Source organism: Actinoplanes sp. NPDC026619 (genome assembly GCF_040638295.1).
Lineage (GTDB): Bacteria > Actinomycetota > Actinomycetes > Mycobacteriales > Micromonosporaceae > Actinoplanes.
Genome location: NZ_JBEZYA010000008.1, coordinates 180,273 through 192,844 on the forward strand (window position 1 = coordinate 180,273; position 12,572 = coordinate 192,844).

At 70.8% G+C, this 12,572-nt stretch carries 12 protein-coding genes; 4 read left to right on the plus strand and 8 right to left on the minus strand.

Annotated elements, in window-relative coordinates; genetic code table 11:
* Nucleotides 1–2: 2 nt before the first annotated feature.
* Entirely contained in the window at nucleotides 3–1,424 is a 1,422-nt protein-coding gene (locus tag AB0E90_RS19755; RefSeq protein WP_360407102.1) for an aminotransferase class V-fold PLP-dependent enzyme, read from the minus strand.
* Between the two features lie 72 nt (nucleotides 1,425–1,496).
* Entirely contained in the window at nucleotides 1,497–2,825 is a 1,329-nt protein-coding gene (locus tag AB0E90_RS19760; RefSeq protein ID WP_360407105.1) for an MFS transporter, read from the minus strand.
* A 49-nt stretch (nucleotides 2,826–2,874) separates the two neighbouring features.
* Between AB0E90_RS19760 and AB0E90_RS19765 the strand changes: the two genes are divergently transcribed.
* On the plus strand, nucleotides 2,875–4,266 hold the full coding sequence (locus AB0E90_RS19765) for a gamma-glutamyltransferase (RefSeq protein WP_360407108.1): 1,392 nt from the start codon (nucleotides 2,875–2,877) through the stop codon (nucleotides 4,264–4,266).
* A gap of 58 nt (nucleotides 4,267–4,324) precedes the next feature.
* Here the strand turns inward: AB0E90_RS19765 and AB0E90_RS19770 are convergent, their stop codons facing one another.
* On the minus strand, nucleotides 4,325–5,257 hold the full coding sequence (locus AB0E90_RS19770; RefSeq protein WP_360407111.1) for an NAD-dependent epimerase/dehydratase family protein: 933 nt from the start codon (nucleotides 5,255–5,257) through the stop codon (nucleotides 4,325–4,327).
* A 101-nt stretch (nucleotides 5,258–5,358) separates the two neighbouring features.
* Here AB0E90_RS19770 and AB0E90_RS19775 point away from each other — a divergent pair, with 101 nt between their 5' ends.
* Nucleotides 5,359–6,042 (plus strand): TetR/AcrR family transcriptional regulator, encoded by a 684-nt coding sequence (locus AB0E90_RS19775; RefSeq protein WP_360407114.1) that lies wholly within the window; start codon nucleotides 5,359–5,361, stop codon nucleotides 6,040–6,042.
* Here the strand turns inward: AB0E90_RS19775 and AB0E90_RS19780 are convergent.
* Entirely contained in the window at nucleotides 6,026–6,829 is an 804-nt protein-coding gene (locus tag AB0E90_RS19780; protein ID WP_360407117.1) for a class I SAM-dependent methyltransferase, read from the minus strand. The two genes, AB0E90_RS19775 and AB0E90_RS19780, sit on opposite strands and share 17 nt — an antisense overlap.
* Complete coding sequence (locus AB0E90_RS19785; protein ID WP_360407120.1) at nucleotides 6,829–7,131, minus strand: MGMT family protein; 303 nt, start codon at nucleotides 7,129–7,131, stop codon at nucleotides 6,829–6,831. The genes AB0E90_RS19780 and AB0E90_RS19785 overlap by 1 nt, the downstream gene beginning before the upstream one ends.
* Nucleotides 7,132–7,192: 61 nt before the next feature.
* On the opposite strand from AB0E90_RS19785, the gene proB reads away from it, so the two are divergent.
* Both proB and AB0E90_RS19795 read left to right on the plus strand, forming a co-directional pair.
* A complete protein-coding gene (gene proB, locus AB0E90_RS19790; protein WP_360407123.1) occupies nucleotides 7,193–8,305 on the plus strand; it encodes a glutamate 5-kinase in 1,113 nt (370 codons plus the stop codon).
* Between the two features lie 14 nt (nucleotides 8,306–8,319).
* A complete protein-coding gene (locus AB0E90_RS19795; RefSeq protein WP_360407126.1) occupies nucleotides 8,320–9,561 on the plus strand; it encodes a glutamate-5-semialdehyde dehydrogenase in 1,242 nt (413 codons plus the stop codon).
* Here the strand turns inward: AB0E90_RS19795 and AB0E90_RS19800 are convergent.
* The 3 genes from AB0E90_RS19800 to AB0E90_RS19810 form a co-directional block, all read right to left on the minus strand.
* Nucleotides 9,558–10,364, minus strand: a complete 807-nt coding sequence (locus AB0E90_RS19800) for a prenyltransferase/squalene oxidase repeat-containing protein (protein WP_360407129.1) — start codon at nucleotides 10,362–10,364, stop codon at nucleotides 9,558–9,560. The two genes, AB0E90_RS19795 and AB0E90_RS19800, sit on opposite strands and share 4 nt — an antisense overlap.
* Before the next feature lie 112 nt (nucleotides 10,365–10,476).
* Nucleotides 10,477–11,658 (minus strand): adenylyltransferase/sulfurtransferase MoeZ, encoded by a 1,182-nt coding sequence (gene moeZ, locus AB0E90_RS19805; RefSeq protein WP_360407132.1) that lies wholly within the window; start codon nucleotides 11,656–11,658, stop codon nucleotides 10,477–10,479.
* Between the two features lie 107 nt (nucleotides 11,659–11,765).
* The gene (locus AB0E90_RS19810) at nucleotides 11,766–12,533 is read right to left on the minus strand and encodes a DUF3152 domain-containing protein (protein ID WP_360407135.1); all 768 of its coding nucleotides are present in this window, start codon (nucleotides 12,531–12,533) and stop codon (nucleotides 11,766–11,768) included.
* Nucleotides 12,534–12,572 lie beyond the last annotated feature (39 nt).

Below are 12,572 nucleotides of genomic sequence, written 5' to 3' on the forward strand. Positions count from 1 at the left end.
ACCTACTCTGTGGTCTTCGCCGGACGCTGCAGCAGGCTGAGGAAGCTGGTCAGCAGCGCCTCGCGGACGGCGGGCGGGACGGTGTCGAGCAGCGAGTTGACCGCGGCCATCTGAGTGAAATCGCCGCCGCCCAGACCGAGGCTCTCGGCCAGGCCGGCCACCAGCTCCGGCGTGATCATCTCGGGGGTGAGACCGGAGACGTCGAGCTGCGGCGCCGGGCCTCGCTCGCGGGTCGCGGCCACCGCGGCGGCCAGGTCGGCGGCGAACTCCCCGGCGGTGGGCGCGACCGCCGCCGTCACGGTGAGGTGGATCGTGGCGGGCAGGTCGCCGAACGACATCTGCGGCTGGGTGTGCCAGCCGCGGGCGGCCAGCTCGTCGGCCAGGACGAACGGATTTTCCGCGGTCAGGCACACCACGCTGGTCTCCGGTGGCGCGAAGAGGCTGACCCCGTCGGTCTCGGTGACCGCCGCGGACAGGACCTCGACCGCCTCCCGCGTGCGGCGGGCCAGCTCCAGATAGCCCGCGTCGCCGATGTGGCGCATGGTGGCCAGCGCGCCGGCGATCGGGCCGCCGGAGCGGGTGGACGAGATGATCGGGTTGATCATCGTGTAACCCGGCCAGCCGGCGAACGCGAAGTATTGCGGGAGGCGCAGCTGCTCGGTGCGGTGCAGCAGGATCGAGACGCCCTTCGGGGCGTAGGCGTATTTGTGCAGGTCGACCGAGATGCTGGTGACGCCGGGGACGGACAGGTCGAACGGTGGCAGGTCGGCGCCGAGCCGTTTCAGGTAGGGCAGGACCCAGCCGCCGAAGCACGCGTCCACGTGGAAGCGCACGCCCCGCTCGGCCGCGATCGCGGCCAGTTGCGGGATCGGGTCGACCACGCCGTGCGCATAGGACGGGGCGGACGCGGCCACCAGCACCGTGTCGGGGGTGATCGCGGCGGCCATCGCCTCGGGGCCGGCGCGCAGGTCGGCGCCGACCGGCACCACGTCGAGCTCGACCCGCAGGTAATGCGCGGCCTTGGCGAACGCGGCATGCGCGGTGGACGGGATCACCAGGCGCGGGGCGGTCAGCTCGGGGCGGCTGTCCCGGGCCGCCTTGACCGCCAGGATCAGGGACTCGGTGCCGCCGCTGGTGACGCTGCCGACCGTCTCGTCGCCCCCACCCAGCAGCCCGGCCGCGGCGCCGACCAGAGCATTTTCCATCGCCAGCAGCGACGGGAAGGCGGTCGGGTCGAGGCCGTTGACGTGCGCCGAGATCGCGAAGGCGGCCTGGGCCAGCTCGTCGAGGCCCTCGAGCGCGGGGTCGTAGACGTAAGCGAACAGGCGGCCGCCGTGGGTGGGCAGATCGGCCCGGCGCAACTCACGCAGCTCATCGAGGATCTGCTGGCCAGGGACGCCCTTCTCGGGCAGCGCTTCGAACATGCGATGAAGTTAACCGAGTCGCGTCGCCGGGCGGCAGCCTACTTTGGTCGACGGTCCGTCGACCAAAGTCGGCTACCGATCAACGTCGCGGTAGGCGCCCAATAGCAGGACCGCGACGCCGACCAGCACGGCCGGCAGCACGGTGAAACCGAGCAGCACGCCGAGTCGCGCGGTGCTGTCCTGGGCGGCGGCCTCGCCGCTCGACGACGACACATAGCCGAAGAGCTGGAGGACCAATGCGTAGATTCCGGGACCGAGGGCCAGCCCGAGCGTCTCCCCCGCGGTCCACAGGCCGGTGAAGACGCCGGCCTGGCGGCGGCCGGTCCGCGCGGTGTCGTAAGCGATGCAGTCGGGCAGCATCGACAGGGAGAAGACCTGCTGACCGGCGTAGCCGCAGCCGATCAGGGCAACCACCAGATAGACGGCGATCGGCGGCAGGATCGGCGCGGCGAGCAGCACCAGTGCGCCGGTCGCGAAGATCAGCGACGCGGCGACCAGCGAGCGGAGCTTGCCGACTCGAGCGCCCACCCGGCTCCACAGCGGCATGACCAGTAACGCCGGGCCGACGAAGGCGGCGAAGAGGAAGGTGGCGCCGGAGTCGGCGCGCACGACGTGGTCGGCGAAGTACTGCACGCCGGCCAGCATCGTGCCGATGCCGACGGCCTGGATCACCCAGCAGAGCAGCAGCGAGCGGAAGGGACGGTTGGCGGCGGCGATGCGCAACTGGCTACGCAGATTCGGCTCGGCCTCGCCGGCGGGGCGGGAGTCGGCCGAGCGGGTGCCCCACCAGACGCCCAGCGTGCCCACGGCGATGAGCACGCCCACGAAGATGCCGGACCATCGGTGGCCGACTATGCCGCCGCCGGTCTGGTCGACCACCAGCGGGGCCAGCGCCCCGGAGATCAGGATGGCCAGGGCCAGCACCGCGACCCGCCAGGTCATCAGGCGGGTGCGCTCGTCGTAGCCGTCGGTCAGCTCGGCCGGCATCGCGACGTAGGGCACCTGGAAGAACGCATAGGCGGTCGCGGCCGCGAGGAAGGAGATCGCCACGTAGGCGCCCGCACCGGCGCCGCTGCTGATCGGACCGGCGAAGATGGCCGCGAACAGCACGGCCAGCAGCAGGCCCGCGACGAGCAGGAACGCCCGCCGGTCACCGCGACGGTCGGAGATCCGGCCGGCGATGGGGTTGACCACGACGTCCCACGCCTTCGGCAGCAGAACCAGCAGTCCCGCCACACCCGCGGCCACACCCAACGTATCGGTCAGATAAGGCAGAAGAAGCAGACCCGGCACGGTGCCGAAGGCACCCGTGACCAACGAACCCAGGGAGTAACCGGCCCGGACGCGACGGGGCAACACGCCGGCGGGCCGTACTTCCGGAGAGGGACCGGAGGTCGTCATGGTCGCGCATGGTAACCATGATCATGCGGCTACGCCTACGCTTCGCCGCATGAAAAGCGTTGCGGCCGGAGTCGCCGCGAGCCACCCCGCGACCGCGCGGGCCGGTCAGCAGATCCTCCGGGACGGCGGAAGCGCGGCGGACGCGGCGGTGGCAGCCGTCCTCGCCACCTGCGTCACCGAGACGATCTTCACGGGGCTGGGCGGCGGCGGGTTCGCCACCTACTTCGACGCGGCCACCGGCGACGTCACCTGCCTCGACTTCTTCGTGGCGGCCCCCGGCCTGGACGGCGACGCCGAGCCCGGACCGATGATCTCGGTGGACGTGTTCTTCGGCGGCCTGCCGCAGGTCTATTCGATCGGCGGGGCCAGCGCCGCGGTGCCCGGCGTGCCGGCCGGCTGCGGCGAGGTCCACCGGCGCTGGGGGCGGCTGCCCTGGGCCGATCTGGTGGCGCCCGCGTTCGCGCTGGCCAAGACCGGGGTGCCGACCCCCGAGGCGCACGCCCGCACGCTCGACGCGTGCGCGCCGGCGCTGGCCTACGGCGAGGGCGCCCCGATCTACACCCCGAACGGGCGCCGGCTGCGGGGCGGTGAGCTGCTCTTCCATCCGGGCCTGGCAACCGCGCTGGAGGCGCTCGCGGTGGACGGCCCGTCGATCTTCTACACCGGCGACTTCGCCCCGGTCATCGTCGACGCGGTGCGCGGCGCGGGCGGTTCGCTCGGCCCGCGCGACCTGGCCGAATACCGGGTGCTGGAGACGCCGGTCGATCGAGCCACCCTCGGCGGCTATCAGGTGCGGGCCCGGCACGACCTCAACCGGGTGGTCGACACGATCGGGGCGCTGCCGGCCGATCTGTCCCGGCCCGGGCGGGCGGTCGGGCTGGCCCGGGCGCTGCGCGATCCTGGGCGGCAGCGGGTCGGTGACACCACCAACGTGTCCGTGGTGGACGCCGACGGCAACGCCTGCGTGATCACGACGACGCTGGGTCTCGGGTCCGCGGTGTGGCTGCCCGGCCTCGGCATCAACCTCAACTCGATGCTCGGCGAGGGCGAACTGATCATCGGGGACCTCGAGCCCGGCGACCGGATGCCCTCCAACATGTGCCCGCTCGTGGTGATCGACCCGGAGGGCCGGCTGGCCGTCGCGGCCGGCTCGGCCGGTGCGTCGCGCATCCGCACGGCCCTGATCGACACGTTGCTCGGCGTGCTGGTCGACGACCTCGACATGGCGGCCGCGATCGGGCGGCCGCGTTTCCACGTGGTCGGCGACACGGTCCACGCCGAGGGTGGCTACCCCCGGGACGAGCTGGCGGCGCTGGCCGCCGACGGCTGGAAGATCGAGCAGTGGTCCGACCTCAACCACTACTTCGGCGGGGTCACCGCGGTCGGCCAGGCCGGTGCGGCCGGCGATCCCCGGCGGGACGGGGTCGGCCTGCCGCTCTGACGAGCGCGACCAGCCCGGCCACGCTGGGGTGCGCGTGGCCGGAGGGCTGCCGTGGCGGTCAGTTCATGCGGCGGGACACGACGCTCTGGGCGTCCGCGGCGGTTTCGCGCAGCGGGACCTCGAGCGCGGTGGGCTTGAGGCCGAAGGTCTCCTCGGTCAGCCGGCTGTCCAGGTGGAACGGGGCGTAGAACTGGTAGTCCATCTCGGCCAGTTCGCGGGCCATCGGGGCGACCAGACCGGCCGTGCGCATCACGAAGCGCGGCAGGTTGCGGATCTTCACCCGGGGCTGGCCGGTCAGATCGGTGTAGCGGTTGGCCAGCTCGCGGATCGGGACGGCGGGCTGGGTCGGCGCGTGCCAGGCCCGGCCCCACGCCCGCTCCTCGCGCGCCAGCTTGACCATGGTGGCGGCCATGTCGACGGTGTAGGTGAAGCTGTGCGGCAGGTCGGTGTTGCCGGGGGCCCACGCCGTACGCCCGCTTTGAATTGCCGGCAGCAGCACCGAGCTGAACACACCGACCGCGCCGGCGCCGACGTAGTCGGAGCCGCGCACCTCGACCGTGCGCACTCCGCTGTTCAGCGCGTCGCGCCACATCTTGATGCGAACCTTGCCCTTGCGGCCGACCGCGGCCATCGGTGTGTTCTCGTTCATCCGGCCGCCCGGCTGCGGGCCGTAGCCGTAGAGGTTCCCGGTGATCACGTAGACCGCGCCGGTCGCCTTGGCGGCGGCGATCATCGCGTCGTTCATCGGGAACCAGAGGCGCTCCCACTCGGTGTACTTCGGGTTCGCGCAGTTGTAGATCGCCTCGGCGCCCGCACTGAGTGCGGTGAGCCGGGCGGCGTCGGAGGCGTCCGCGGCGATTCGCTCGACGCCGGGCAGGTCGGGGCCGCTGCCGCTGCGGGTGATCATCCGAACGCTTTCGCCCTGGTCCACGAGGAGGCGGGCGATGGCGCTGCCGATCGGGCCGGAACCGATGATGACGTGGGTCGACATTACTGTTCTCCTTTGCGAGCAGTGCTCTCTGTCGAGAACAACAGTCACATTTTTTTCGCAGAAATGCAAGAGCAGTGCTCTCGATATGGCACACTGGTCGCATGAGCGCCTCAGGAGTACGCGCCCGGGTCCGGGCCGAGATGACCGAAGAGATCAAGACGGTCGCCCGCCGGCACCTCGCCACCGACGGGGCGAACCTGTCGCTACGCGCGGTCGCCCGCGACGTCGGGATGGCCTCCTCGGCCGTCTACCGCTACTTCGCGAGCCGGGACGACCTGCTCACGGCGCTGATCATCGAGGCGTACGACTCGGTCGGCGCCGCCGCGGAGACCGCGGCGGCAAAACCGGCGGAGAGTCCGGCCGATCGCCTGGTCGCGGTCGCTCTGGCGGTACGGGAGTGGGCGCTCGCCGACCCGCACCAGTGGGCCCTGATCTACGGCAGCCCGGTGCCCGGCTACCAGGCGCCGCAGGACACGATCGTGTCCGCCATCCGGGTGATCATGCAGATCGCCGAGATCATCAAGGACGCGCACGAGGCCGGCCGGGTCGAACCGCGCCCCGAGCTCACCGGCCGCTACGCGCAGGAGCTGTCCGCGGTCGCCGACCAGTTCGGCCCCGGCATCCCGCCCCGGCTCATCGGCGCCGGCATGGCCGCCTTCATCCAGCTCATGGGCGCGGTCAGCGCCGAACTGTTCGGCCAGCTCAACAACACGATCGAGGACGACCGCCGGGGCTTCTTCGAGTTTCAGATGCGCGGCGCGGCGACCTTTATCGGGCTGCTCTGAGGAGATGGCCGCCGGGGGTGTCGGCCGGAACGTCATGACGCCCGAAGAAGTGCGCCGCCAACTGCGCCGGCCCGAGGTCCTCGATCTCGGTGAAGCCGAGCCCGGTCAACTCGGCCGCGATCTCGGCCGGCTCGAAGTAGGTCAGCCACGGCTCGCCGATCCGGGCCACCCGGTCGGCGCGAGCTTCGAGCTGCGCCCGCCGTTCCGGCGACATCACCGACGGCGACTGGGCGTAGTCGAACACGACCTCGCTGCCGGGAACGCCGGCCACGAAGCGGAGCGTCTCGTCGAAGCCCTGACGGGTCAGGTAGGGCACGACGCCGAGCCACACGAAGAACGCCGGCCCGGCCAGGTCGAGCCGGTCGCCGAGCGACTCCTTCTCGAAGTCGACGCCCACGTACGACACGGTCGGGGGAATCTCGATGCCGGTGTCGGCCAGGCGCTCGCGCTTCCAGGCCTGCGTGGCCGGATGGTCGACCTCGATGACCCGCACGTCCTCGAACGGGTTGCGATAGGCGAACGTGTCCAGCCCGGCGCCGAGCACCACGACCGTGCGGATGCCCCGGTGCACGGCCGCGGCCAAGGCATCCTCGGCAAACCGGTGGCGGGCCGCGATGAACACCCGCATCGCCCGCCGAGGGGCGTCGGCCTGCAACTCCTCGGCCGAGGCGCCGAGGATGCGTGGCGCCAGCGGATCTTTGAAGATCGCGCCGAGTTCGAGGAACTGGTGCGCGGCCCGATAGCGCGCGGCGCTGTAGGCGGTCTTGCTGGGCTGTCCGGTTTCCATCAAGGCATCCACATCGCACGCGTCATATCCACATGATCACCCTTCAGCGGGGCTCCCTCGCTCAGCAAACGCTGACGAGCCTCCTGCTCGTGCCCGGGTGGCATTCGCCCGGCGCTGTTCACGACCCGGTGCCAGGGCACGCCGCCGCCGTGCCGGGCCATGATCGTGCCGACCTGACGGGCCGAGTTCCGGCCGGAGAGCTCGGCGAGCGAGTCGGCGATCGCCCCGTACGACATGACCTTGCCCGCGGGAATGCGCTCGACGAGCGAGAGCACCTCTTCCACGTACTCCTGGGGTGTCACCCGGGCCACGATATGGGATCACCGCGTGGGCCGGACGCCCCACCCGAGCACAATGGGCCAGGTGCGCGAAGTAGTGACGGGTGCGAAACGCATCGTGGTCAAGGTCGGTTCGTCCTCCCTGACCACTGCGGCCGGCGGCCTCGATGAGCAGCGCGTCGATGCCCTGGTCGACGTGCTCGGCGGTCTGGCCACCCACGGCCGCGAGGTGGTGCTGGTCTCCAGCGGCGCCATCGCCGCCGGCTTGGCGCCACTGCGGCTGCGCCGCCGGCCGCGCGATCTGGCCACTCAGCAGGCGGCGGCTTCGGTGGGGCAGGGCCTGCTGATCGGGCGGTACGCGGCGGGTTTCGCGCGCCACGGATTGACGGTCGGCCAGGTGCTGCTGACGGTCGACGACGTGACCCGGCGGGTGCACTACCGCAACGCGTACCGAACTCTGCGCAAGCTGCTCGACCTGGGCGCGCTGCCGATCGTCAACGAGAACGACACGGTCGCCACCGAGGAGATCCGGTTCGGCGACAACGACCGGCTCGCCGCGCTGGTGGCCGCGCTCGTCGACGCCGAACTGCTGGTGCTGCTCTCCGACGTGGACGCGCTCTACACCGGCAGCCCGTCCGACCCGGCGTCGCAACGGATTCCCTACGTTGCCGGCGACGAAGACCTGGCCGGCGTCAAGGTCTCGACGCCCGGCAAGTCCGGGGTCGGCACCGGCGGCATGGTGACCAAGGTGGAGGCGGCCCGGATCGCCACCGGCTTCGGCATCCCGGTCGTGCTGACCTCGGCCCCGATGGCCGGCGCCGCCCTGGCCGGCGACGAGGTGGGCACCCTGTTCCGGGCGGCCGAGCACCGCCCGGCCGCCCGCCTCTTCTGGCTCGCGCACGCCACCGCCCCGCGCGGCCGGCTGCACCTCGACCCGGGCGCGGTCGCCGCGGTGGTGGCCCGCCGCAAGTCGCTTTTGCCGGCCGGAATTACCGCGGTTGACGGTTCCTTCGCGGCGGGCGATCCCGTTGATCTGGTGGACGCCGGCTCCGGTGCACCGGTGGCCCGGGGCCTGGTCAACTACGACGCTGTCGAACTTCCTGCTCTGCTGGGACGGTCCACCCCCGAGTTGGCCGCCACCCTCGGTCCAGGCTATGAACGAGAGGTCGTCCACCGTGACGACCTAGTCCTTCTCTGAGCGGAGAGTCCGGGATGACTGTGCTGAAGCAGGCCGCCGACGCGCGCGCGGCCTCGATCGACCTGGCCGCCGCCACCCGTGGCGAGAAGGACCGGGCGCTGCTGCTGATGGCCGACCGCCTCGTCGAGCGGGCCGAGGACATCGTGGCCGCGAACGCGGTCGACGTGAACAGCGCCCGTGACGGCGGGCACAGCGAGTCGATGATCGACCGGCTCACCCTGACGCCCGCCCGGGTCGAGGCGATGGCCGACGGGCTGCGCCAGCTTGCCGCGCTGCCCGATCCGGTCGGTGACGTGGTGCGCGGTTCGACCCTGGCCAACGGGCTCGAGCTGCGGCAGGTCCGGGTGCCGTTCGGCGTGGTCGGCATCATCTACGAGGGCCGGCCCAACGTGACCGCGGACGCGGCCGGCATCTGCCTGAAGTCGGGCAACGCGGCTGTCCTGCGCGGTTCCGGGTCGGCGTACAGCTCAAATGCCGCGATCGTCTCGGTGCTGCGCAAGGCCGTCGCGGACGCCGGCCTGCCGGCGGACGCCATTCAGCTGCTCGACGCCAGCTCGCGTGACTCGGTGAAGGAGCTGATGCGGGCCCGCGGCCTGGTCGACGTGCTGATCCCGCGCGGCGGCGCCGGCCTGATCAAGACGGTGGTCGAGGAGTCCACGGTTCCGGTGATCGAGACCGGGGTGGGCAACTGCCACGTCTACGTCGATCAGGCGGCCGACCTGGAGAAGGCGCTGGGCGTCACGGTCAACTCGAAGACCCAGCGACTGTCCACCTGCAACACCGCCGAGTCCCTGCTGGTGCACGCCGAGATCGCCGACTCGTTCCTGCCTCTGGTGATCGAGGAGCTCACGCTCAAGGGCGTGACGGTGCACGGCGATCCGAGGGTCGCCGGCTACAGCGACGACGTCGTCCCGGCCACCGAGGAAGACTGGGGCAAGGAATACCTGTCGGCCGACATCGCGGTGGCGATCGTCGACTCGATGGACGACGCGCTCGAGCACATCCGCCGCTACGGCAGCGGGCACACCGAGGCGATCGTCAGCGAGTCGGGCACGGCGACGCGCCGGTTCGCGGCCCGGGTGGACGCCGCCGCCGTGATGATCAACGCGTCGACCCGGTTCACCGACGGCGGCGAGTTCGGCTTCGGCGCCGAGATCGGCATCAGCACGCAGAAGCTGCACGCCCGCGGGCCGATGGGCCTGCCCGAGCTGACCTCGACGAAATACATCGTGACCGGCAACGGCCACACCCGCTAACGACAGGCCCGCAACACCGTCAGAGTCGTGTTGACGTCGAAGATCGGGCCCTCGGCGCTGTCCCAGCCGCCATCCGTCCGCTGGGTGGCGGCCAGTTTTTTGCGGGCTTCCTGCAGCAGCCAGTCGTCACCGAGGTTGACCCGGCGCAGCGCCGCCGCCATCGAGGCGACATCGGCCGGCGTCATGTCATGCAGGCGGTCGCCGAGCACCAGCTGCATCCGGGCCGACTCGTAGAAGAACTGCTGTGCGTGCAGGAGCCCGGCGGCATGCCAGCCGGTGGCCAGGAACGACGGCCAGGTGCCGTCCGGGTTCAGCTGGGAGACGAAGAAGGCGGCCGCGGCCTGCATGGTGTTCGGGAACCGCGTCTCGCGGTCGAGCTGCGGGTTGACCTCCACCTCGGCGACCGTGAACCAGAAACCGGCCAGCGCGGTCAGGTAGAGCGTGGCCTCGGGGTCGCCCGGCATCGCCCAGGCGGGCGCCTCGGCGGCGAGCGACTCATTTTCCTGCCACGTGCCGTCCAGCCGCTGCACGGAGGCCAGCCAGCCGAGCGCCCGGTCGACGACGTCGCCGTGCAGCCCGCCCAGGTCGTCGAGCTCGTTGAGCCGGAAGCAGGTGGCGTCGACGGAGGGGATCACCCCGTCGGTGGAGGCCGGCCAGCCGCCGGACGCGATCTGCCCGGCCGCGATGCGCTCGACGATGTGCGGGGGCGGCGCCTGACGGGTGCGCAGGAAGGAAAGACGGGCGCGTTCTACGGGGTCGCCGTGTGCGACCACATACCCGATCGCGGCGTCAATATCGACCACGACGGTGACGCTACATCGCCTACCGGCATTCCGCTCACGCGTCTCGGCATCTGTTCATAGTCACTCACCAATCACTCTGGGGAGTCACATCGCAACTCCCCAGAGTGATCGATCAGTACGACGGGAGTGACGGGTCGACCGTGTTCACCCAGGAGACGATGCCGCCCTGGACGTGCACGGCGTCCTTGAAACCGGCCGCCTTGATGGCGGCGAGAGCCTCCGCCGAGCGCACGCCCGACTTGCAGTGCAGCACGATCTGCCGGTCCTGCGGGAAGCGGGACAACGCCTCGCCGGACAGGATGTCGCCCTTCGGGATCAGCACGGCGCCCGGGATGCGGTTGATCTCCCACTCGGCGGGCTCGCGCACGTCGACCAGGAAGAGGTCCTTGCCGGAGTCTTGCCAGTCCTTCAGCTCACGGGCCGTGATGGTGGCGTTTTGCGTCGCCTCCTCGGCCTCGGCCGACACCGCGCCGCAGAAGTCTTCATAGTCTTCGAGCAGCTCGGTGACCGTCGGGTTCTCGCCGCAGAGCGCGCAGTTCGGGTCCTTCCGGACCTTGATCTTGCGGTACTCCATCTCCAGGGCGTCGTAGACCATCAGCCGGCCGACGAGCGGCTCACCGATGCCGGTGATCAGCTTGATCGCCTCGTTGACCTGGATCGAGCCGATCGACGCGCAGAGCACGCCGAGGACGCCGCCCTCGGCGCAGCTCGGGACCATGCCGGGCGGCGGGGGCTCCGGGTAGAGGCAGCGGTAGCAGGGACCGTGCCCCTCCCAGAAGACCGAGGCCTGACCGTCGAAGCGGTAGATCGAGCCCCACACGTACGGCTTACCGAGCAGCACGGCTGCGTCGTTGACCATGTAACGCGTCGCGAAGTTGTCGGTGCCGTCGACGATCAGGTCGTACTGGCTGAAGATCTCCAGGACGTTGTCGCGGTCGAGCGCGGTGTTGTGAATGATCACGTTCACCAGCGGGTTGATCTCGCGAATGCTGTCCGCCGCCGACTCGGCCTTGGGACGGCCCACATCCGAGACGCCGTGAATGATCTGGCGCTGGAGGTTGGACTCGTCGACCGTGTCGAAGTCGATGATGCCGAGCGTGCCCACCCCGGCCGCGGCCAGGTAGAGCAGGGCCGGCGAGCCGAGGCCACCCGCGCCGACGGCGAGCACCTTGGCGTTCTTCAGCCGCTTCTGCCCGTCCATCCCGACGTCCGGGATGATCAGGTGACGAGAGTAGCGGCGGATCTCGTCGATGGTCAGCTCAGCGGCCGGCTCGACGAGCGGGGGCAATGCCACGGTTCACTCCCCGGGTTGGTAGTAAGGATCGGTACCCATTCTTGCTCGTTCGCGAGCGCCGTAACCATGACGTTGCCCACCGGCCCGACATGCGGGACGGGGAATATTCACGGGTACGGCCACGAGTTGGCCGCGCAGCCCTTCAAGCCGTACGTCTGCTGCATCATCACCGGCGCCCGCCGGCCCTTGCCCGGGCACTGCTCGTGCCCGTGTCCCAGCTGGTGGCCGACCTCGTGGTTGATCGCGTAGGCGCGGTACGTGGCCAGCGGAGCCCCGTAGCCGTGGATCGCGCCCGCCCAGCGGTCACTGTTGATGATCACCTTCCGCGGCACCCGGCAGGACGTGAAACCGTCGGTTTCCAGCCCACCGGTGCGGCACATCTTCTCCGAGGTGGCCGCCGATGCCAGGTAGATGATGAATTCGGCGTGCGCGGAGTCCGGGACGCGCTGGAAGCGGAACCGGTGGCTCGCGATCCAACTGCGGCGGTCGCCCAGTGTGCGGTTGACCGCGTTCGCGAAGTCGGTCACCCCGGTGGCAGGTTTCTCCACCGCGACCTTGAAGCGGTGGATCGGGCCGCCGCTGCCCAGGATCGGCCCGAACCCGCCGACATAGGTGAAGGATCCGCTCGTGCCGACCGGCTTCAGCGTTTTGGCGGCAAACGGGTGGGCCGAGGCGACCGGTGCGGCTTGCGGGACCACAATGCGGTCGCCGCCGTCGGCCCGCACCAGCCGGCCTACCAGCAGGGCAACCGCGGCGAACACGATCAGGACCAGGGCGAACGTCAGGCGACGCCGGAGCCGGGCGGGCCGCGGCTCGACCGGTTCGTCCTCGACGAGCGGCGGGGGCTCCTGGCGGGCGAGAACGGCACGGCTCATCGCCGGTGGATTGCGTACGGGATTCCAGGCCGGCACCGA